Annotated in this window: 16 protein-coding genes; 7 read left to right on the forward strand and 9 right to left on the reverse strand. The window is 67.0% G+C overall.

Annotated features, from left to right (window positions below):
- Nucleotides 1-30: 30 nt before the first annotated feature.
- Nucleotides 31-1,311 carry an aspartate aminotransferase type Ic gene (locus tag K6L26_RS03730; protein WP_043367626.1) on the forward strand — a complete coding sequence of 427 codons (1,281 nt, stop codon included), beginning with the start codon at nucleotides 31-33 and terminating at the stop codon, nucleotides 1,309-1,311.
- A 51-nt stretch (nucleotides 1,312-1,362) separates the two neighbouring features.
- On the opposite strand, the gene K6L26_RS03735 is transcribed toward K6L26_RS03730, so the two are convergent.
- Nucleotides 1,363-2,259, reverse strand: a complete 897-nt coding sequence (locus K6L26_RS03735) for a DUF559 domain-containing protein (protein WP_019349238.1) — start codon at nucleotides 2,257-2,259, stop codon at nucleotides 1,363-1,365.
- 200 nt (nucleotides 2,260-2,459) lie between these two features.
- Between K6L26_RS03735 and K6L26_RS03740 the strand changes: the two genes are divergently transcribed.
- Nucleotides 2,460-4,436 (forward strand): DNA polymerase III subunits gamma/tau, encoded by a 1,977-nt coding sequence (locus K6L26_RS03740; protein ID WP_047328175.1) that lies wholly within the window; start codon nucleotides 2,460-2,462, stop codon nucleotides 4,434-4,436.
- Here the strand turns inward: K6L26_RS03740 and K6L26_RS03745 are convergent.
- Nucleotides 4,433-5,746, reverse strand: a complete 1,314-nt coding sequence (locus K6L26_RS03745; RefSeq protein WP_019343562.1) for a class I SAM-dependent methyltransferase — start codon at nucleotides 5,744-5,746, stop codon at nucleotides 4,433-4,435. The genes K6L26_RS03740 and K6L26_RS03745 overlap by 4 nt on opposite strands.
- Nucleotides 5,747-5,759: 13 nt before the next feature.
- Nucleotides 5,760-7,151 carry an FAD-binding oxidoreductase gene (locus K6L26_RS03750; RefSeq protein WP_043367796.1) on the reverse strand — a complete coding sequence of 464 codons (1,392 nt, stop codon included), beginning with the start codon at nucleotides 7,149-7,151 and terminating at the stop codon, nucleotides 5,760-5,762.
- 67 nt (nucleotides 7,152-7,218) lie between these two features.
- Between K6L26_RS03750 and K6L26_RS03755 the strand changes: the two genes are divergently transcribed.
- Nucleotides 7,219-7,659 (forward strand): SRPBCC family protein, encoded by a 441-nt coding sequence (locus K6L26_RS03755; protein ID WP_019343564.1) that lies wholly within the window; start codon nucleotides 7,219-7,221, stop codon nucleotides 7,657-7,659.
- Nucleotides 7,660-7,683: 24 nt separating this feature from the next.
- Here K6L26_RS03755 and K6L26_RS03760 read toward each other — a convergent pair whose 3' ends face one another.
- Nucleotides 7,684-8,424 (reverse strand): Rv3717 family N-acetylmuramoyl-L-alanine amidase, encoded by a 741-nt coding sequence (locus tag K6L26_RS03760; protein WP_019343565.1) that lies wholly within the window; start codon nucleotides 8,422-8,424, stop codon nucleotides 7,684-7,686.
- A gap of 147 nt (nucleotides 8,425-8,571) precedes the next feature.
- Here K6L26_RS03760 and K6L26_RS03765 point away from each other — a divergent pair, with 147 nt between their 5' ends.
- Together K6L26_RS03765 and recR are read left to right on the forward strand one after the other, a co-directional pair.
- Nucleotides 8,572-8,904, forward strand: coding sequence for a YbaB/EbfC family nucleoid-associated protein (locus K6L26_RS03765; protein WP_036391184.1), 333 nt, complete (start codon nucleotides 8,572-8,574; stop codon nucleotides 8,902-8,904).
- Complete coding sequence (gene recR / locus K6L26_RS03770; protein WP_003883644.1) at nucleotides 8,905-9,516, forward strand: recombination mediator RecR; 612 nt, start codon at nucleotides 8,905-8,907, stop codon at nucleotides 9,514-9,516. It abuts the gene before it with no gap.
- Nucleotides 9,517-9,600: 84 nt separating this feature from the next.
- On the opposite strand, the gene K6L26_RS03775 is transcribed toward recR, so the two are convergent.
- The gene (locus tag K6L26_RS03775; protein WP_221852690.1) at nucleotides 9,601-10,869 is read right to left on the reverse strand and encodes a hypothetical protein; all 1,269 of its coding nucleotides are present in this window, start codon (nucleotides 10,867-10,869) and stop codon (nucleotides 9,601-9,603) included.
- A gap of 524 nt (nucleotides 10,870-11,393) precedes the next feature.
- Here K6L26_RS03775 and K6L26_RS03780 point away from each other — a divergent pair.
- On the forward strand, nucleotides 11,394-12,113 hold the full coding sequence (locus tag K6L26_RS03780) for an MBL fold metallo-hydrolase (protein WP_019343568.1): 720 nt from the start codon (nucleotides 11,394-11,396) through the stop codon (nucleotides 12,111-12,113).
- 10 nt (nucleotides 12,114-12,123) lie between these two features.
- On the opposite strand, the gene K6L26_RS03785 is transcribed toward K6L26_RS03780, so the two are convergent.
- Complete coding sequence (locus K6L26_RS03785; protein WP_019343569.1) at nucleotides 12,124-12,831, reverse strand: type 1 glutamine amidotransferase; 708 nt, start codon at nucleotides 12,829-12,831, stop codon at nucleotides 12,124-12,126.
- Entirely contained in the window at nucleotides 12,828-14,048 is a 1,221-nt protein-coding gene (locus K6L26_RS03790) for a Mur ligase family protein (RefSeq protein ID WP_065062552.1), read from the reverse strand. The genes K6L26_RS03785 and K6L26_RS03790 overlap by 4 nt, the downstream gene beginning before the upstream one ends.
- A gap of 74 nt (nucleotides 14,049-14,122) precedes the next feature.
- Here K6L26_RS03790 and K6L26_RS03795 point away from each other — a divergent pair, with 74 nt between their 5' ends.
- On the forward strand, nucleotides 14,123-15,112 hold the full coding sequence (locus K6L26_RS03795; protein WP_019343571.1) for a DEDDh family exonuclease: 990 nt from the start codon (nucleotides 14,123-14,125) through the stop codon (nucleotides 15,110-15,112).
- Here the strand turns inward: K6L26_RS03795 and K6L26_RS03800 are convergent, their stop codons facing one another.
- Together K6L26_RS03800 and leuA are read right to left on the reverse strand one after the other, a co-directional pair.
- The gene (locus K6L26_RS03800) at nucleotides 15,113-15,499 is read right to left on the reverse strand and encodes an SHOCT domain-containing protein (RefSeq protein ID WP_019343572.1); all 387 of its coding nucleotides are present in this window, start codon (nucleotides 15,497-15,499) and stop codon (nucleotides 15,113-15,115) included.
- A gap of 50 nt (nucleotides 15,500-15,549) precedes the next feature.
- Nucleotides 15,550-17,346, reverse strand: a complete 1,797-nt coding sequence (gene leuA, locus K6L26_RS03805; protein ID WP_065062554.1) for a 2-isopropylmalate synthase — start codon at nucleotides 17,344-17,346, stop codon at nucleotides 15,550-15,552.
- Nucleotides 17,347-17,457 lie beyond the last annotated feature (111 nt).

The following is a 17,457-nucleotide window of genomic DNA, read 5'->3' on the forward strand; positions in this document are numbered from 1 at the left end:
AGCTCGTTCCGCTTCTGTGAAAGGCGCGCGGTGTCGTTCCAGTCTCTCGGCCGCGACGATCTGCTCGCGCTGCACGAAGTCCAACAGCGCAACTATGCGGAGTTGCAGGCCAAGAAGCTGAGCTTGGACCTGACCCGCGGCAAGCCGGCTCCCGAGCAGTTGGATCTGTCCAACGCGCTGCTGTCGCTGCCGGGTTCGGAGGCGAACTCCTTCCGTGACCGCGAGGGCACCGACACCCGCAACTACGGCGGCCTGCACGGGCTGCCCGAATTGCGGGAGATCTTCGGGGAACTGCTCGGCATCCCGGTGCAGAACCTCATCGCCGGCAACAACGCGAGCCTGGAGATGATGCACGACGTCATCGTGTACTCGTTGTTGCACGGCGGGGTGGATTCGGTGCGGCCCTGGGTGCAGGAAGAGAAGGTCAAGTTCCTCTGCCCTTCGCCCGGCTATGACCGTCACTTCGCGATCACCGAATCCCTGGGTATCGAGATGATCGCGGTACCGATGCGTGAGGACGGGCCGGATGTCGACCTGATCGAGGAGCTCGTCGCGGCGGACCCGGCGATCAAGGGCATGTGGTGCGTTCCGGTGTACGGCAACCCGACCGGGGTCACCTACTCCTGGGAGAACGTCCGCCGCCTCGTTCAAATGCGTACGGCCGCAAACGATTTCCAGTTGATGTGGGACAACGCCTACGCGGTCCACACCCTCACCGACGAGTTCATCCGCCAGGTCGACGTGCTGGGCCTGGCCGAGGCGGCCGGTAACCCGAACCGCCCGCTGGTGTTCGCCTCGACCTCCAAGATCACCTTCGCCGGGGCCGGGGTGAGCTTCCTCGGCGGCTCGCTGGGCAACATCGCCTGGTACCTGCAGCACGCGGGCAAGAAGACGATCGGCCCGGACAAGGTCAACCAGTTGCGGCACAGTCGATTCTTCGGCGATGCCGACGGTGTGCGGCTGCAGATGCAGCGGCACCGGCAGTTGATCGCCCCCAAGTTCGCCCTGGTCGCCGAGATCCTCGAGGACCGGCTGGGGGAGTCGAAGATCGCGTCGTGGACCGACCCTAAGGGCGGCTACTTCGTCAGCCTCGACGTGTGGCCCGGCACTGCAAAGCGCACTGTGGCGCTGGCCAAGGACGCCGGTATCGCGGTCACCGAGGCCGGGTCGGCATTCCCGTACCGCAAGGACCCCGAGGACAAGAACATCCGCATCGCGCCGACGTTCCCGTCGCTGTCCGATGTGCGTGAGGCGATCGACGGCCTGGCCACATGTGCGCTGCTGGCGGCGACCGAGTCGCTTTTGCGTTGACTTTGAACTGACGCCGCATTTGTGCGGGTAGCGGTGTGCGCAGATTCAAAGTCAACAGCCGAGTTCGAGTGGGGGACCGGCGAAGGCAGGCCGTCGGGGCGTGATCCCGAGCTCTGGCCGCCACAGCCGATCCCATTCACGCTCCACCCGGGCGATGATGGTCGGCCGTCGGTGTCCGGCGGCCACTCTGACGTGGGTCCAGCCGACGCACTCCAGGTAGTCGGTACGCGTGATGTCATAGCCGAGCTGATCGGCGTGCTGCGCACCCTCGTACTCCACCGCCAGCATCAATTCCTCCCATCCCATGTCGAGGAAGTACCTCGGGTATCCGTCGGGCCCGAGCACCGGGATCTGTGTCTGCGGCCGCGGAAAGCCTGCGTCGATGAGCATCAGCCGCAGCCAGGTTTCTTTCGGGGACTGGCCGCCCGGGTCGAACAGAGCCAGCGCCCGTTCGAGTTGCCGCAGGCCACGGCTGTGGCGGTGGTTTGCGGCGAGCGCCAGCACGTCGTCGGCCTTGACTCCGGTGGCTCGGGCAAGTGCGTCGAGTCGCGCGACGGCCGCACCGATCAAGCCGCGGCGCCCGAGGTCGAAGGCAGTGCGCTCGACGCTCGTGACCGGGAGCCCGTCGATGCGCATGACCTCGCCGTCATAGACCCGGTCTTGTCGGGTGATCACGTTCTCTGGCGGCTTGGTCTTGGCGCTGATCAACTCGATCGGAACGTCGTCGGCCACCCACTTCGCGCCATGCAGCGCCGATGCGGCGGCTCCTGCGATCACCGCGTCGCGGCCCGACCACAACCATGCCGCCACCGTGCGTTGCCGCAGTGACACCGCAGTTCGCTTGTCGACGTAGATGTTCGGCAGGATCGCGCGGTGGTAGCGGTTGAGCCGGTAGCGGTTGACAACGCCGCTCGCCAAGGCTTCGGTGCCGATGAAAGGCTCGCTCATTCGGTGAGAGTCGCCGGTCGCAGGGACAACCACGGCGGTGTGCCGGTCGGGGCATGGCCACCTGTGGATGGATCGCGCGCTGTGGGCGAACGTCTACGTCGACTTTGAACTGACGCCGCATTTGTGCGGGTAATGGTGTGCTTGGTGTCAAAGTCAACGGGCATCGGCACGCCGTCAGACGCAGTCGGTAGCCTTCTTCCGTGGCTCTCTACCGCAAATACCGGCCGGCAACCTTCGCGGAAGTCGTTGGCCAGGAACATGTCACCGAGCCGCTATCGACAGCGCTGACCGCCAACCGGATCAACCACGCCTATCTGTTCTCCGGGCCGCGCGGCTGCGGCAAGACGTCCTCGGCGCGCATCCTGGCCCGCTCGCTCAACTGTGAGCAGGGGCCCACGCCGACACCGTGCGGGGTGTGCGATTCGTGCGTCGCGCTGGCCCCCAACGGCCCGGGCAACGTCGACGTCGTCGAGCTCGACGCGGCCAGCCACGGCGGTGTGGACGACACCCGTGAATTGCGCGATCGCGCGTTCTACGCGCCGGCCCAGTCGCGGTACCGCATCTTCATCGTGGACGAGGCCCACATGGTCACCACGGCCGGTTTCAACGCGCTGCTCAAGATCGTCGAAGAACCGCCCGAGCACCTGATCTTCGTGTTCGCCACCACCGAGCCCGAGAAGGTGCTGCCGACCATCCGGTCGCGGACACACCACTACCCGTTCCGGCTGCTGGCGCCGCGCACCATGCGCCCGCTGCTCGAGCGCATCTGCGCCGAGGAGAACGTTCACGTCGACGACGCGGTGTACCCGCTGGTCATCCGGGCCGGCGGGGGCTCACCCCGTGACACCCTGTCGGTCCTCGACCAGCTGCTCGCCGGCTCCGAACAGGCCGACGGTGGCAACCACATCACCTATCAGCGGGCGCTGGCCCTGCTCGGTGCCACCGACATGGCACTCATCGACGACGCGGTGGAGGCGTTGGCGGCCGGGGACGCCGCGGCGTTGTTCGGCGCCGTGGAGGCGGTGATCGACGCCGGGCACGATCCGCGGCGGTTCGCCACCGACTTGTTGGAGCGCTTCCGGGATCTGATCGTGCTGCAGGCCGTTCCCGACGCGGTCACCCGCGGTGTCGTCGATGCGCCCGCCGATGTGCTGGAACGCATGCGGGAGCAGGCCGCCAAGGTGGGTGCGGCCACGCTGACCCGGTATGCCGAGGTGGTGCACGCCGGGCTCGGTGAGATGCGCGGGGCGACCGCGCCGCGGCTGCTCTTGGAAGTGGTCTGTGCCCGGTTGCTGCTGCCCTCGGCGCATGACACCGAATCGGCGTTGCTGCAACGCATCGAACGCATCGAGACCCGGCTGGACATGTCGATCCCGGCCGGTGAGGCCGCGGCATCGGCGGCCGCCCGTCCCGCCGCCGAGCCGGCCAAGACGTTCGTGCGGCGCAGCCAGGCGGTGCAGGCGCCGGCCCCTGCCGAAGCGCCGGTTCCCGAACCGGCACCGGCGCCCGAACCGGCACCGGCGCCTGAACCGGCCGCGGCGCCGCCGCCCCCCGCGCCCGAGCCTGAACGCGAACCTGAGCCGCCGCTGCCGCCGGAGCCGGACTTCGAGCCCGAGCCTCCTCCGGAGCCCGAACCCGAGCCGGTGTCGGCCTCGGCGTCTGCCGCTCCCGGGGGTGAGCCCAACGCGGCTGCCGTGCGCTCGATGTGGTCGACGGTGCGGGAGAAGGTGCGTGAGCGCAGCCGTACCACCGAGGTCATGCTGTCCGGGGCGATCGTGCGTGCGGTCGAGGACAAAACCCTTGTGCTGTCGCATGATTCGCCACCGTTGGCCAAGCGGTTGACCGAGTCGCGCAACGCCGACGTGATCCGCGATGCGCTCAAGGACGCCCTCGGGGTGGATTGGCAGATCCGTTGTGAGGTCGGCACAGCCGAAGCCGCCCCACCGCCCCCGCCGAAGGCCGCCAAGCCCCCGCCACGGGTCCCCAGTCGGCCGGGCCGCGTGATCCCCGAGCCTGAACCGGAACCGGCACCGGAGCCTCCGTCGTCCCCTGAAGAGGAGGAGGCCGAGATGCTCGCCGAGGCTTCACAGACCGAGGCCGGGCCGCGTCGCGACCCCGAAGAGGTCGCGCTCGAGCTGCTGCAGAACGAACTCGGTGCGCGAAAGATCGAGGGCTAAGGCGTCCACCACGGCCGCAAGGGCAGCCCGCCGTCGTCACCGCGTTCGTCGAGCTTGACGGCCAATACCTGGTGCAGCTGAATCACATTCGTTTCGAAACCGAGCCGTGAGCCGGCCATGTACAGGCCCCACACCTTGGCGGTGGGCAAACCGACTTCGGCCACGGCCTCGTCCCAGTGCGCGACGAGGTTGGCGCACCAGTCACGCAGCGTCATCGCATAGTGATGGCGCAGGTTCTCCTCGTGCAGGACCTCAAGGCCGATGTCCTGTACCTCGGTGATGATGCGTCCCGAGCCGGTCAGCTCGCCGTCCGGGAAGACATAACGGTCGATGAATCCGCCCGCGGCCGCGCCGGACCGGTTGTCGTGACGGGTGATGCAGTGGTTGAGCAGCAGCGCGCCGGGACGCATCTTCGACTTGAGGAAACCGAAGTACGACGGATAGTTGTGCACCCCGATGTGCTCTGTCAGGCCGATCGAGGACACGGCGTCGAACCCATCTTCGACGATGTCGCGGTAGTCGCCGTGGCGCACCTCGGCCAGGTCGCCGAGGCCTTCTTCGGCGATGGCATCCTGCGCCCACCGGGCCTGCTCGGCCGACAGCGTCACGCCGAGTGCATTGACACCGTGGCGGGCGGCATAACGCACCATGCCGCCCCAGCCGCAACCGACGTCGAGCAGCCGGTCGCCCGGTTGCAGCCGCAGCTTCTCGAACACCAGCCGATACTTGTTGTCCTGCGCGGTTTCCAAGCTGGCGTCGGCGTCCGGATAGCACGCGCAGGTGTAGGTCATCGACGGTCCGAGCACCCATTCGTAGAAGGTGTTGGACACGTCGTAGTGGTGGTGGATCGCCTCGGCGTCACGAGTCTTGCTGTGCCGCAGGCCCTCCATCATCCGGCGCCACCGCGGCAGTGCCTCCTGGGGTGGCGGCGCGATCGGCTTGAGATGCTCGATGCCGATCGAGCGGACGATGTTGGCCAGCACCCGGGCCGGCGGGCGCTTGAACGACATCTTCTCGGCCAGAGCGCACAGCAGCGGGTACGGGTCACCGGGGTGCACTCCGTGCGGTTCCAGGTCGCCGGACACATAGGCGCGGGCCAGGCCGAGGTCACCGGGAGCGGTGGCCAGATACGTGGTGCCGCGCGGCGTCTTGAGATCCAGGCCGAGTGTGGCGTTCTCGGGCCCGGCGCTGCTGCCGTCGTAGGCGGTGAACTTCAGCGGCTGCGAACCCGTGGCGAAGATCTCCAGAATCTCGGCCAGGCTGAGCTTGTGATCGGTCGCATGCGTCGAGTGTTCTTTGAAGGTGGTCATCGCTGTTCTCCATTCATCGGCGCAACACGGCTTTCGAGTACAGGTCAAACAGACGTGAATCGGGGTCGTAGGACTTCTTGACGGTCTTGTAGGTCTCGCCGCCGTAGAGCTGGTCGAAATCCTCACGCGGATAGTAGGAGTCGGAGTACAGGGACTTGTGTCCGTCGAGTTCGCTGACCTTGGCCTCGATCAGCTTGTTGGTGTGCCCTTCGACCGGGCCGACGGGCACCGACGACCAGAACCCGACGTTGACGTAGGTGTGGTGCGCGCGAAGGGGATACAGCGGCCACCCGGAACCGTGGCGGTCGTCTTCACGTAATCGCAGCGGGCACAGCCAGATCGGTTCGATCGGCACGTTCTCCAGGAACCAGTCGAGGAATTGTCTGCAGTTCTCCAGTGGCACCTCGATGTCCTGCACCACCCGTTCGCGCGGCGGGCGCCCGTTGCGCTTCTCGATCCGGTCGGCGATGTTGAAGCGTTGGTCGTAGCCGACCAGTTTCCAGTAGAAGCTGCTGCGGCGAAGGCGACGCGGCCAGAACCGCCGGATCGAGGGGTTCTGCGCGCCGAAAGCCCGCGAACACCAGAACCAGTCGGTGTCCCAACGCCACAGGTAGTCGTGAATGGTCAGGCGGTCGTGTTTCTCACCGTCGGCGTGCTGGATCGAGCGGTAGTAGATGTCCTGGCCGGTGTAGTCGCTGACCGGGCCCGGTGTCGTCGTCTTGAAACCCACGCAGAGGTAGCTTTCGTCGGCGCTGAACACCACGCCGTCGAGGTAATCGACCGGTTGGCCGTCGAGCCCACCGGTCTCGATGATCCGGTCCATCGCCGCGACGAGTGCGTCCAGGGTGTGAAACCGCAGGTGCCGCAACGCGACAAAAGGTGTGACGGGTTCCAGCTCGATCCGCAGTCGGGTCGAATAGCCGAGCGTGCCATAGGAATTGGGGAATGTCCGAAACAGATCGGCATGCTGCTCGGGTGACGCGGTGACGATTTCGCCTGCCCCGGTGAGAATGTCCATCTCCAGCACCGATTCGTGTGGCAGGCCGTTGCGGAACGACGTCGATTCGATGCCCAGCCCGGTGACGGCGCCGCCCAGGGTGATGGTCTTGAGTTGCGGCACCACCAGGGGTGCCAGCGCGTGCGGCAGCGTCGCGGCCACCAGATCCTCATAGGTGCACATGCCGGCGACGTCGGCGGTACGGGCTTCGGCGTCGACCGCGATCACACCGGTCAGGCCCGAGACGTCCAGACCTTTGACCGCGCTGCGATCGCGCGCACGAAACAGGTTCGACGTGGGCTTGGCAAGCCGCACCGGCGAATTGGGCGGTATGGCGCGGTAGCTATCCATGAGGCGCCGCACGCCGAGGGCATGGACAGCTTGTGCGTCAGTCGTAACAACAGACACACATATACGCTAGTCGGAGGTTGCCGACGATGCGACCGCAGACACGAGCAATAAGGGAGTTTCAGTCATGGGACAGGTCAGTGCGGTCAGCACGGTTCTGATCAACGCCGAGCCGGCCGCTGTGTTCGCCGCGATCGCGGATTACCAGACCGTGCGCCCGAAGATCCTTTCCTCGCACTACCGCGATTACCAGGTCCTCGAGGGTGGTCAGGGTGCCGGCACGGTGGCCAGTTGGAAGCTGCAGGCGACCGAATCCCGGGTGCGTGACATCAAGGCGTCGGTCGACGTGGCCGGCCACACGGTGATCGAGAAGGACGCGAACTCCAGCCTGGTGACCAATTGGACCGTCGCCCCGGCAGGCACCGGGTCCTCGGTGAACCTCAAGACCAGCTGGACCGGTGCCGGCGGGGTCAAGGGCTTCTTCGAGAAGACCTTCGCGCCGCTGGGCCTGCGCAAGATTCAGGACGAGGTGCTGGCCAACCTGAAGAAGGAAGTGGAGGGCGCGTAGCGCCCGACCATCTGGCACAGCGGGCTAGCGAGCCGGGGTTCCGCCCTGGCTGCCCAGGTAAGCGGTGACACCCCGGACGATGGCCTCGGCGTACTTCTGCCGGCCCTCCGGGGACTTCATCAGGGATGAGTCGACCGGGTTCTTCATGTTGCCGCACTCGACGAGGATCGACGGGAACTGCGCCAGGTTGAGCCCGGCGATGTCCGAACGGGCATCCAGTCCCCCCGAACCGATGTAGGTGGCGGGCGGAATCCCCGAGGCCGACAGCTGATCGCGCATGGTCTTGGCGAACTGCACCGACGGCCCGGCCTGCACGTTGTTCAGCGGTGGGGACGAATAGAGCACGTGGAAACCGCGGCCGTTGGCCGGTCCGCCGTCGGCGTGGATGGACACGATGGCGTTGGGGCGCAGGGCGTTGGCCATCGAGGCGCGCTCGTCGACGCAGGGTCCCAGGGCGTTGTCGTTGCCGCGCGACATGGCTGTCCGCACGCCCATCTGGTTCAGCAGGGCGCGGACCCGCAGCGTGGTGTCCCAGGTGAAGGTGTGCTCGGGAAAGCCGTCCGCGGTGGAGGTGCCGCTGGCCTGGCAGTCCTTGGTGCCGCCGCGGCCGGTGGGCACCTGGCGGCTGATCGACGCGTCGTTGGCGCCGTTGTGGCCGGGATCGAGGAAGACGATCATGCCGGCGATGTTCGAGGGGGCGGCGGTGGCATGGGGCGCGTCGACGACGGCCGGGACGGCAGCAGCGATGAATACGCTGCTGACCATGGCGGTGCCGACACGCACGCAGTCTGGAACTCGCACGGCGTCACGCTAGCCCGGGCGCCGACTAGGCTGAAAGCTCAAATCGCCGCCGACAGGCGAGAGCAACCAAGTCGAGACCAAGACTTAATCAACACGGCAAGGGGACCACTCATGCAACCCGGAGGCACGCCCGATATGTCCGCCCTGCTGGCGCAGGCGCAGCAGGTGCAGCAGCAGCTCATGGAGGCGCAGGAGGCGCTGGCCAATTCCGAGGTGCACGGCCAGGCCGGTGGCGGGCTGGTGCAGGTGACGGTCAAGGGCAGCGGCGAGGTGGTCGCGGTGGCGATCGACCCCAAGGTGGTTGATCCCGAGGACGTCGAGACCCTGCAGGATCTCATCGTGGGCGCCCTTGCCGATGCCTCCAATCAGGTGACGACGCTGGCGCAGAGCCGTCTGGGCCCGCTGGCCGGCGGGTTGAGCGGGTTCGGGCTTCCGGGGGTCTGAGTGTTTGAAGGCCCGGTACAGGATCTGATCGACGAGCTCGGCAAGCTCCCCGGGATCGGGCCCAAGAGCGCGCAGCGGATCGCGTTTCACCTGCTCAGCGTCGAGCCGCCGGACATCGATCGGTTGACGGCGGTGCTGGGCCGCATTCGTGACGGGGTCACGTTCTGCGCGGTGTGCGGCAACGTCTCCGACGAGGAACGCTGCCGGATCTGTAAGGACCCACGCCGTGACGCCTCATTGGTGTGCGTGGTGGAGGAGCCCAAGGACGTGCAGGCCGTCGAGCGCACCCGCGAATTCCGCGGTCGTTACCACGTGCTGGGCGGGGCGCTGGATCCGTTGTCCGGCGTCGGCCCCGACCAGTTGCGCATCCGGGAGCTGCTCAACCGGATCGGTGAACGTGTCGACGGTGTCGATGTGGCCGAGGTGATCATCGCGACCGACCCCAACACCGAGGGCGAGGCCACGGCCACCTATCTGGTGCGGATGCTCCGCGACATCCCGGGCCTGACCGTCACCCGTATCGCCTCGGGCCTGCCGATGGGCGGTGACCTCGAGTTCGCCGACGAGCTCACCTTGGGCCGGGCGTTGGCCGGCCGTCGTGCCATGGCGTAGTTCAAAATCCGCCGAGTGCGACGCAGACGTCGTTTCGTAGGTCCACGAACAACGTCTGCGTCACACTCGGCGGGATCTAGCGGATCAGTGACCGCTCTTGTGGCGGGCCTTGCCCGCAGCGCTGGAGCGCTTGCCGGTCTCGGCGGTCTTCCCCGTCAACCGCTGCGTGGCCTTCTTGATGTTGTCGCGGATCTTCTGCGCCGGGTTCGCGGTGGCGGTCGGCTTCTTGACTGCGGTCTTGCCCGCCGTCGCCGTCGCCGTCTTGGCCGGTGCCGGGGCCTTGGCCTCGGTCGAATCGGATGCCGAGTCGTCCGCCTGAGATGACGCCGCGGGGCTGTCTGCTGTCGTGGCTGCATCCGAATCTGTTGCGGCACTGGCAGGTTCGTCAGCCGTCTCGGCAGCAGGGGCGCTGAGCGTGACGGTGCGCGCCGAGACGCCGCTGCTGAGTGCTTTGACGGGCGAGCTGGCCAGTTTGGCGGAGTTGACCGTAGCCACCGAGGCGGTGGCCGGTGCCTGCGGGTTCGGGTCGAGCAAGCCGGCGATGGTCTTGGGGATGTTCAGTATCGACGTGATGGGACCGTCGCCCAGGAAGCCGAAGCCGGACTCCGGAGACAAGAGCCCGGGGGTGTTGATGAACCCGAGTATCGTGCCCTTGCCGTTGAGGAAGGCGTCGGTGAGGTTGGCCGGAGCGTTGATGAACGCGTTGACGACGCCTTCGGTATCGCCGGCGGTGGCCGCCGTCACCACTTCTTCCGCGGTGGCGGCCAAACCGTTCACCACCGACAGCACCGGATACAGCGCGGGCAGGGCTACCGATTGAACGAGGGTCGGCACCGCCGCGATCACGTTCTGGATGTTCTGCGTCGTCGTGTCGACCGCGGACCAGGTGCCGTTCATCAGGTCGAGCACGCCCACGATGGCCGGGAGCAGTGCGTTCGTCAGCCCGTCCATGGCCTTGGTGATCTGACCTTGGTTGATCAGGTCGGAGGCCTCTTGGAGGGCCGCGGGCAGGCCCTGGAGGGTGGTGCCGAGGAGATCGCCGTAGGACTGGACGGCGTTCCCGATGACCGTCGCGTTGCCGATCTGATTCCTGATGACGGTCTGCAGGATGGGCGCCGGCGATGCCATCAATTGCTCGCCGAGCGCTTGCAGGTTGGTGCCCGCCTTGGTCAGGGTCTGGACCCACGCATCGAGCGGGTTGGTCAGCGCATTGAGCGTCACCGCCGCCGATGACGCGTGGATGGCGGGCAGTTGGATGTCCGTCGGGGTTGGCGCGACCGGGCTGACGGCGATGACGCCGGCGCCGGCCAGGGCGACCCCGGCAGTGAGGTAGGAGCGAACAGCGGTTTGCATCAATCTATTCCTTTGCTTGCCCCTTAAGAAGGAGCTGATACTTACTTGAAAGTAATAACAGATTGAACACATAGTGCCACGTCAAGTCCATAGTTAGTTCAAATAATGAGAAAACGGACATCCCGTTTCGATGGTCAATTTCTTTGCTGAGATGCCCTTGTGAGTGGTCGTCCGGATGCGCTGTGGCAAACAAGTCGACGGTCGGATCAGGCTCCGTCAACCAGGGGTCGGCACCAATGTGGCGGGGGCTGTCAGCAGTTTGCCCGTCGGCTGATTAATGGTCCACGGAATGGTCCATACTGGCCGGTAGCTTTGGTTGGACGTGACGCACGGCAATTTGCGGCAGTGATGTGAGGGAAGCGACTATCGGACTCATGGGGGCCTGGATCACGACTTCGCTGGATTCGCGTCGGCAATCATAGGTTTTACACAGGTAACAATTTTGTCTGGTTCGCGGACACGCCGCGATGATCTGTCGCGAAAGCCGTGGCGGGGTTCCCGTCGGGAGCCACTAGCGTCGTGTCATGCCCGATCTACTCCTGATGGCGCCCTCGCTGTATCGACTGCGGATCCCCGGCGGCCAGGCTCATCTGCTCAACAGCTACCTGTGGACCGAGCCCGACGGCGTGACGCTGATCGACACCGGCTGGCCCGACAGCGCGGAGTTGATCGCCGATGCGCTCGCCGAACTGCGCCTGCGACGGATTCACGTCAAGCGCATAGTGCTCACCCATTTTCACGAAGACCACTGCGGTGCGGCCGCCGAGATCGCCGACTGGTCCGACGTGGAAGTCGTCGCAGGCAAGGGGGACGCGGAGTTCGTCCGTGGGTGCGAACCGGGACCGTTGCCGGTGCTGACCGACTCGGAGCGGACGCTCCGCCCGGATTTCGACGCGTCGCCGCACGGCCCGGCCTGCCGGGTGGACGCGGTGGTGAGCGACGGTGACGTGTTGGATTTCGCCGGCGGGGCCCGGGTGATCGGAGTGCCCGGCCACACCCCCGGCAGCATCGCGCTCTATCTGCCGGCGGCCGATACCGTGCTCACCGGTGACGTGGTCGCCGAGTTCAACGGCCAGGTGATCTTCGGGGTCTTCAACACCGACCGCGCCGAGCTCGCCGAGTCGGTGGCCAAGCTTGCCGCCACGGGCGCCCAGATCGCCGGATTCGGCCATGGCGAGCCGATTCTCGCTGACGCCGCGGCCAAGATCGCCGCCGCTGCGGACCCTTTCGCCGCCGAAGCCTGATATCGCGGCCCTACACCCGGCGCGGGGCGGCCAACCGTTCGCGGCGCAGCAGTTCCACCTCCGGCAGTTCCAGCGGCGGCAGCTCACCAACCACCTGGGACAGCAGATGATCGGCCAGTTCCGGATTGCGAGCCAGGCACGGGCCGTGCAGGTAGGTGGCCACCACGCTGCCCTGCACCGCGCCGTCGTAGCCGTCGCCCGCCCGGTTGCCCGCACCCTTGGTGACGGCGGCCAGTGGCCTGGCGTCCGGGCCCAGAACCGTTCCGCCGCGGTGGTTCTCGAACCCGGTCAGCGGCTGGGACAGCCCCTCCAGGAGCGGCCTCGACGCGACCTCACCGATGGTGCGAGCCTGCTGCGGGGAGGTGGTGACGTCGAGCAGCCCGACTCCCTCCACGCGTTCCCCGGCCGAGGTCTCGTACCAATGGCCGAGCACCTGGATCGCCGCGCAGATCGCCAGCACCGGCGCACCTCGCGAAACCGCTTGCTGCAGGCCGGGATAGCGGATCAGGTGCTTGGTCGCCAGCCGCTGCGCGTAATCTTCGGCGCCGCCGAGCGTGTAGAGGTCCAGTGAGTCGGGCACCGGATCGGACAGCGTGATCTCCACGATCTCGGCGTCGATGCCGCGCAACCGCAATCGCTGCTGCAGCACCACGGCATTGCCGCTGTCGCCGTAGGTACCCATCACGTCGGGCAGCACGAGCCCGATCTGCACCGTCACGACAGCCTCCGATTCAGTTGCAGGAAGGCCGTGTAGTTGGCGATCACCTCGACGTGCCCGGGCGGGCAGCTGTCGATCGCGGCGAGGGTGTCGTGCACCAGGGAATGCTCGACGCCCGCATAGCCGAGCCGCACGGCCAGATCCGTTCCGCGCTCGCCGGCGGCGACCACGACAGTGTCGTCAAAGTGCTCGAAGCGGACATCCCACAGCCACGACAGGTCCTCGCCATCGGGCACCTGCCCGTTGACGGAGATGACCACGCCCGCACCGTGCTTGTCCACCATGGACAAGGCCTCTTGCCAGCCGGCCGGGTTCTTGGCCAGCAGGATCCGGGCGGTGTGCGAGCCGATCTGCACCGTGCGGTAGCGCCCGGCCACCTCGTCGACGCCGGAGACGGCGGCCACCGCGGCGGCGGGGTCAGCGCCCAGCGCCACGGCTGCCGCGACGGCCTGGGTGGCGTTGCCGCGGTTGACCGCACCCGGCAGGGCCAGCGTCATCGGCAGGGTGAGGCCGTCGGGCCCGTAGATGTGGGTGTCGTCGAACCACCACTGCGGGCTGGGCCGTTTGAAGTCGCTCCCGGTCGAGTGCCAGTCGCGCCCGTTGCGCTCGATGATCTCGCCGGACCGCGGGCAGCTGACGGAGTCGCCCGACCAACTGCCGCCGGCAGCCACCCACACCACGTTGGGACTGTCGTAGGCGGCCGAGGTCATCAGCACGTCGTCGCAGTTGGCCACGATCACCGCGTCGCGGTGACGGGCCAGGCCGGTCCGCAGGGTGCGTTCGATGTGGTTGATCTCACCGACCCGGTCGAGCTGGTCGCGCGACAGGTTGAGCAGAACGATCACCGACGGGTTCACCGCATCGGACACGTGCGGGACGTGCATCTCGTCGACTTCCAGGGCGGCCAGTGTGGCCTCGCGCGCTGAGGCGAGTGCCGCTACCAGCCCGGCATCCATGTTGGCGCCCTCGGAGTTGCTGGCCACCGGGCCGAGCGTGGCCAGGGCGGCTGCGGTCATCCGGGTGGTGGTCGATTTACCGTTCGTGCCGGTCACGACGACGGTGCGGCGGTCCTGGCCCAGCTGACGCAGGATCGAGCGGTCCAGCGTCATCGCCACCAGGCCGCCGATCATCGCGCCCGCGCCGCGCCCGGTGACCCGCGACGCCCAGCGCGCGGTTGATCCGGCGGCCAGTGCGGCACGCCCTCGAAGGGTCAGCATTCCGGCGATTTTAGGGGCACGACACGCTGCCGCGCCGCCTGAGGTTGTCGGGCTCACGTGCCATCCTGGCGAATATGAGCAGCGCGTGGGGCAGGCCGGCCGAGGAGCCGGGCGCGGGCTGGGCCGTCGTCGACGTGGAAACCACCGGGTTCCGGCCCGGGCAGGCACGTATCGTCAGCGTCGCCGCCCTCGCCGTCGGAGACGACGGCAACGTCGAGCGCAGTGTGGCCACCTTGCTGAATCCGGGGGTTGATCCCGGGCCCACCCATGTGCATGGACTGACGGCCGAGATGTTGGAGGGCCAGCCGACCTTCGGCGACGTCGTCGACGAGGTGAGTGACATCCTGCGGGGCCGCACCCTGGTGGCCCACAACGTGGGCTTCGACTACAGCTTCCTGACGGCCGAGGCCGAGCTGGTCGGCGCGGAATTGCCGGTCGACAGTGTGATGTGCACGGTCGAGTTGGCCCGGCGGCTGGCCTTGGGCACGGAGAACCTGCGGCTGGAGACGTTGGCCGCGCATTGGGGCGTGAGCCAGATGAAGCCCCACGATGCCCTCGACGACGCGTTGGTGCTGGCGCAGATCCTCAAGCCCACCCTGGCCCGGGCCCGTGACCGCAAGGTCTGGCTGCCGCTGCGCGAGGTGAGCCGGCGCCGCTGGCCCAACGGCCACATCACCCATGACGAGCTACGGCCGCTGAAGGTGCTGGCCTCGCGGCTGCCATGCGAGTACGCCAACCCGGGGGTCTACGTGCCGGGGCGGCCGCTCGTGCAGGGCATGCGGGTGGCTTTGTCAGCCGAGGTGGCCCGCACCCATGAGGAACTCATCGAGCGCATTCTGCACGCCGGGCTGGCCTACACCGACCTGGTGGACCAGCAGACCTCGCTGGTCCTCTGCAACGAGCCCGCACCCGATCAGGGCAAGGGTTACCAGGCGGTGGAGCTGGGGGTGCCGCTGCTGGATGACGCGTCGTTCATGGGCCTGCTGGACCACGTCGTCGGCGGTGCGAGCATCGAGGAGTTCATCGACACCGCGCCCGAAAGCGATCAGTACACGCTGTTCTGACTAGCTCAACGCCTTGGCCTTGAGCCCGTCGAACTCGGCCTGGGTGATGGTGCCGGCGTCCAACAACGCTTTGGCGTCGGCGATCTCCTGTGCCGGGGACCGCCCTGCCGCCTGGCGGATGTAGTCGTCGGTCTCCTTCTTGGCCGCCAGGGCCGCTGCCTGCGCGCGCTCCGACATGCCCTTGCCGCGGGCGATCAGGTAGATCAACGCGGTGAGCCAGGGGAACACGATCAGGAAGACCACCCATACGGCTTTCACCCAGCCGGAGGTCTTGTGATCACGCCAGAACAGGTCCGTGAGGATCTGGAACAGGACCAGCAGGTAGGCGATCCAGGCGAAGATGATCAGGAAATGCCACAGGAAATCCCAAGTTGGACCCCAGTCCATGGGTCACTCCTCGCAGTCGACGTTCGGCGCAGTTTTTGCGCCGACGTCAGCTAACCACGTGCCGCGCGGTTGACAGCAGATACGACGGCCCGAAGTGATGCAGTTGTGATCGACGTGGCGATCCCGACGCCCCAGACCGTCTTGCCGCCGATCGACGCCTCGACGTAAGCCGCGGCCTGGGCCTCTTCACCCGAGGACATGGCGTGCTCGGAGTAGTCCAGCACGTTGATGTCGTAGCCGATGGCGCCGAGAGCGTCGACGAACGCCGCCAGCGGTCCGTTGCCCGCGCCGACGATCTCGCGCTCCTCACCGTCGATCTTGACGATCGCGGTGATGGTGTCGGTGCCGCCGTCCACCTCGGAGGCGACCACTTTCTGGCGGATCCGCTCCAACGGGGTGATCGGGGCCAGGTACTCCTCGGAGAACGCGTCCCAGATCTCCTTGGGCGACACCTCGCCGCCCTCACCATCGGTGATCTGCTGGATGGCCTGGCTGAACTCGATCTGCAGCCGGCGCGGCAGCGACAGGCCGTGGTCGGCCTTCATGATGTAGGCCACGCCGCCCTTGCCGGACTGCGAGTTCACCCGGATCACGGCCTCGTAGGTGCGGCCGACGTCCTTGGGGTCGATCGGCAGGTAGGGAACCTGCCACAGGAGATCGTCGACATCGACGTCAGCCTCGTCGGCGTCGAACTTCATCTGGTCCAGGCCCTTGTTGATGGCGTCCTGGTGGCTGCCGGAGAACGCGGTGTAGACCAGGTCACCGCCGTAGGGATGACGTTCGTGCACGGGCAGCTGGTTGCAGTATTCGACGGTGCGACGGATCTCGTCGATGTTGGAGAAGTCGATCTGCGGGTCGACGCCGCGACTGAACATGTTCAGCCCCAGCGTCACCAGGCAGACGTTGCCGGTGCGCTCACCGTTGCCGAACAGGCAGCCCTCGATCCGGTCGGCACCGGCCTGGTAGCCCAATTCGGCTGCGGCGACACCGGTTCCGCGGTCGTTGTGCGGGTGCAGGCTCAGGATGATCGAATCCCGCGGGGTCAAGTGCCGGTTCATCCACTCGATCGAGTCGGCGTACACGTTCGGGGTGGCCATCTCGACGGTGGCGGGCAGGTTGACGATCAGCGGCCACTGCGGCGTGGGCTTGACGATGTCGGCCACCGCGTTGCACACCTCGACCGCGTACTCCAGCTCGGTGCCGGTGTAGGACTCGGGGGAGTACTCGAAGCGCCACCGGGTCTGCGGGTACTTCTTCGCTTCCTCGACGCACATCGTGGCGCCGTCGGTGGCGATCTTCTTGACCGCGTCGCGGTCGGCCCGGAACACCACGCGGCGCTGCAGGATCGACGTCGAGTTGTAGAAGTGCACGATCACCTGGGGTGCGCCCGCGCAGGCTTCGAAGGTGCGCTCGATCAGCTCCGGCCGGCACTGGGTCAGCACCTGGATGGTCACGTCGTCGGGGATCGCGCCCTGCTCGATGATCTCGCGGACGAAGTCGAAGTCGGTCTGGCTGGCTGACGGGAAGCCGACCTCGATCTCCTTGTAGCCCATCCGCACCAGCAGGTCGAACATGCGGCGCTTGCGGGCCGGGCTCATGGGATCGATCAGGGCCTGGTTGCCGTCACGCAGGTCGACGGCGCACCACATCGGCGCCTTGTCGATGACCCTGTCGGGCCAGGTGCGGTCGGGCAGCCGGACATCTTCGACCTCTTCGGCGAAGCTGCGGTACCGGCTTACCGGCATCGCTGAGCCGCGCTGGGTGTTCCATGCGGGCTGGCCGGGATTGGGAGCGCCGGCAGGAGTGGTGATGGTGCGTACGGACGTGTAGGCGTCTGGGCTGGTCATGTTTGCTCCGGGAGTTTGAGTGGGGGACTCGACCGGCGCATCGCAAAACCCGCGACGGGAAGCCGGTCTGGTCAGACCCCGTCGCGGCGTCCGAGAAGGAGCACCCGCTGC

Origin of the sequence: Mycobacterium farcinogenes (assembly GCF_019739075.1) — a bacterium.
Lineage (GTDB): Bacteria > Actinomycetota > Actinomycetes > Mycobacteriales > Mycobacteriaceae > Mycobacterium > Mycobacterium senegalense.

What these genes read in the sequence shown, in the direction of transcription:
- K6L26_RS03735 (WP_019349238.1), bottom strand. Translation starts at nt 2,259, where the DNA reads ATGAGCGAGCCTTTCATCGGCACCGAAGCCTTGGCGAGCGGCGTTGTC.
- leuA (WP_065062554.1), bottom strand. Translation starts at nt 17,346, where the DNA reads ATGACCAGCCCAGACGCCTACACGTCCGTACGCACCATCACCACTCCT.
- K6L26_RS03760 (WP_019343565.1), bottom strand. Translation starts at nt 8,424, where the DNA reads ATGGTCAGCAGCGTATTCATCGCTGCTGCCGTCCCGGCCGTCGTCGAC.
- K6L26_RS03790 (WP_065062552.1), bottom strand. Translation starts at nt 14,048, where the DNA reads ATGCTGACCCTTCGAGGGCGTGCCGCACTGGCCGCCGGATCAACCGCG.
- K6L26_RS03800 (WP_019343572.1), bottom strand. Translation starts at nt 15,499, where the DNA reads ATGGACTGGGGTCCAACTTGGGATTTCCTGTGGCATTTCCTGATCATC.
- K6L26_RS03780 (WP_019343568.1), top strand. Translation starts at nt 11,394, where the DNA reads ATGCCCGATCTACTCCTGATGGCGCCCTCGCTGTATCGACTGCGGATC.
- K6L26_RS03775 (WP_221852690.1), bottom strand. Translation starts at nt 10,869, where the DNA reads ATGCAAACCGCTGTTCGCTCCTACCTCACTGCCGGGGTCGCCCTGGCC.
- K6L26_RS03755 (WP_019343564.1), top strand. Translation starts at nt 7,219, where the DNA reads ATGGGACAGGTCAGTGCGGTCAGCACGGTTCTGATCAACGCCGAGCCG.
- K6L26_RS03795 (WP_019343571.1), top strand. Translation starts at nt 14,123, where the DNA reads ATGAGCAGCGCGTGGGGCAGGCCGGCCGAGGAGCCGGGCGCGGGCTGG.
- K6L26_RS03765 (WP_036391184.1), top strand. Translation starts at nt 8,572, where the DNA reads ATGCAACCCGGAGGCACGCCCGATATGTCCGCCCTGCTGGCGCAGGCG.
- K6L26_RS03745 (WP_019343562.1), bottom strand. Translation starts at nt 5,746, where the DNA reads ATGACCACCTTCAAAGAACACTCGACGCATGCGACCGATCACAAGCTC.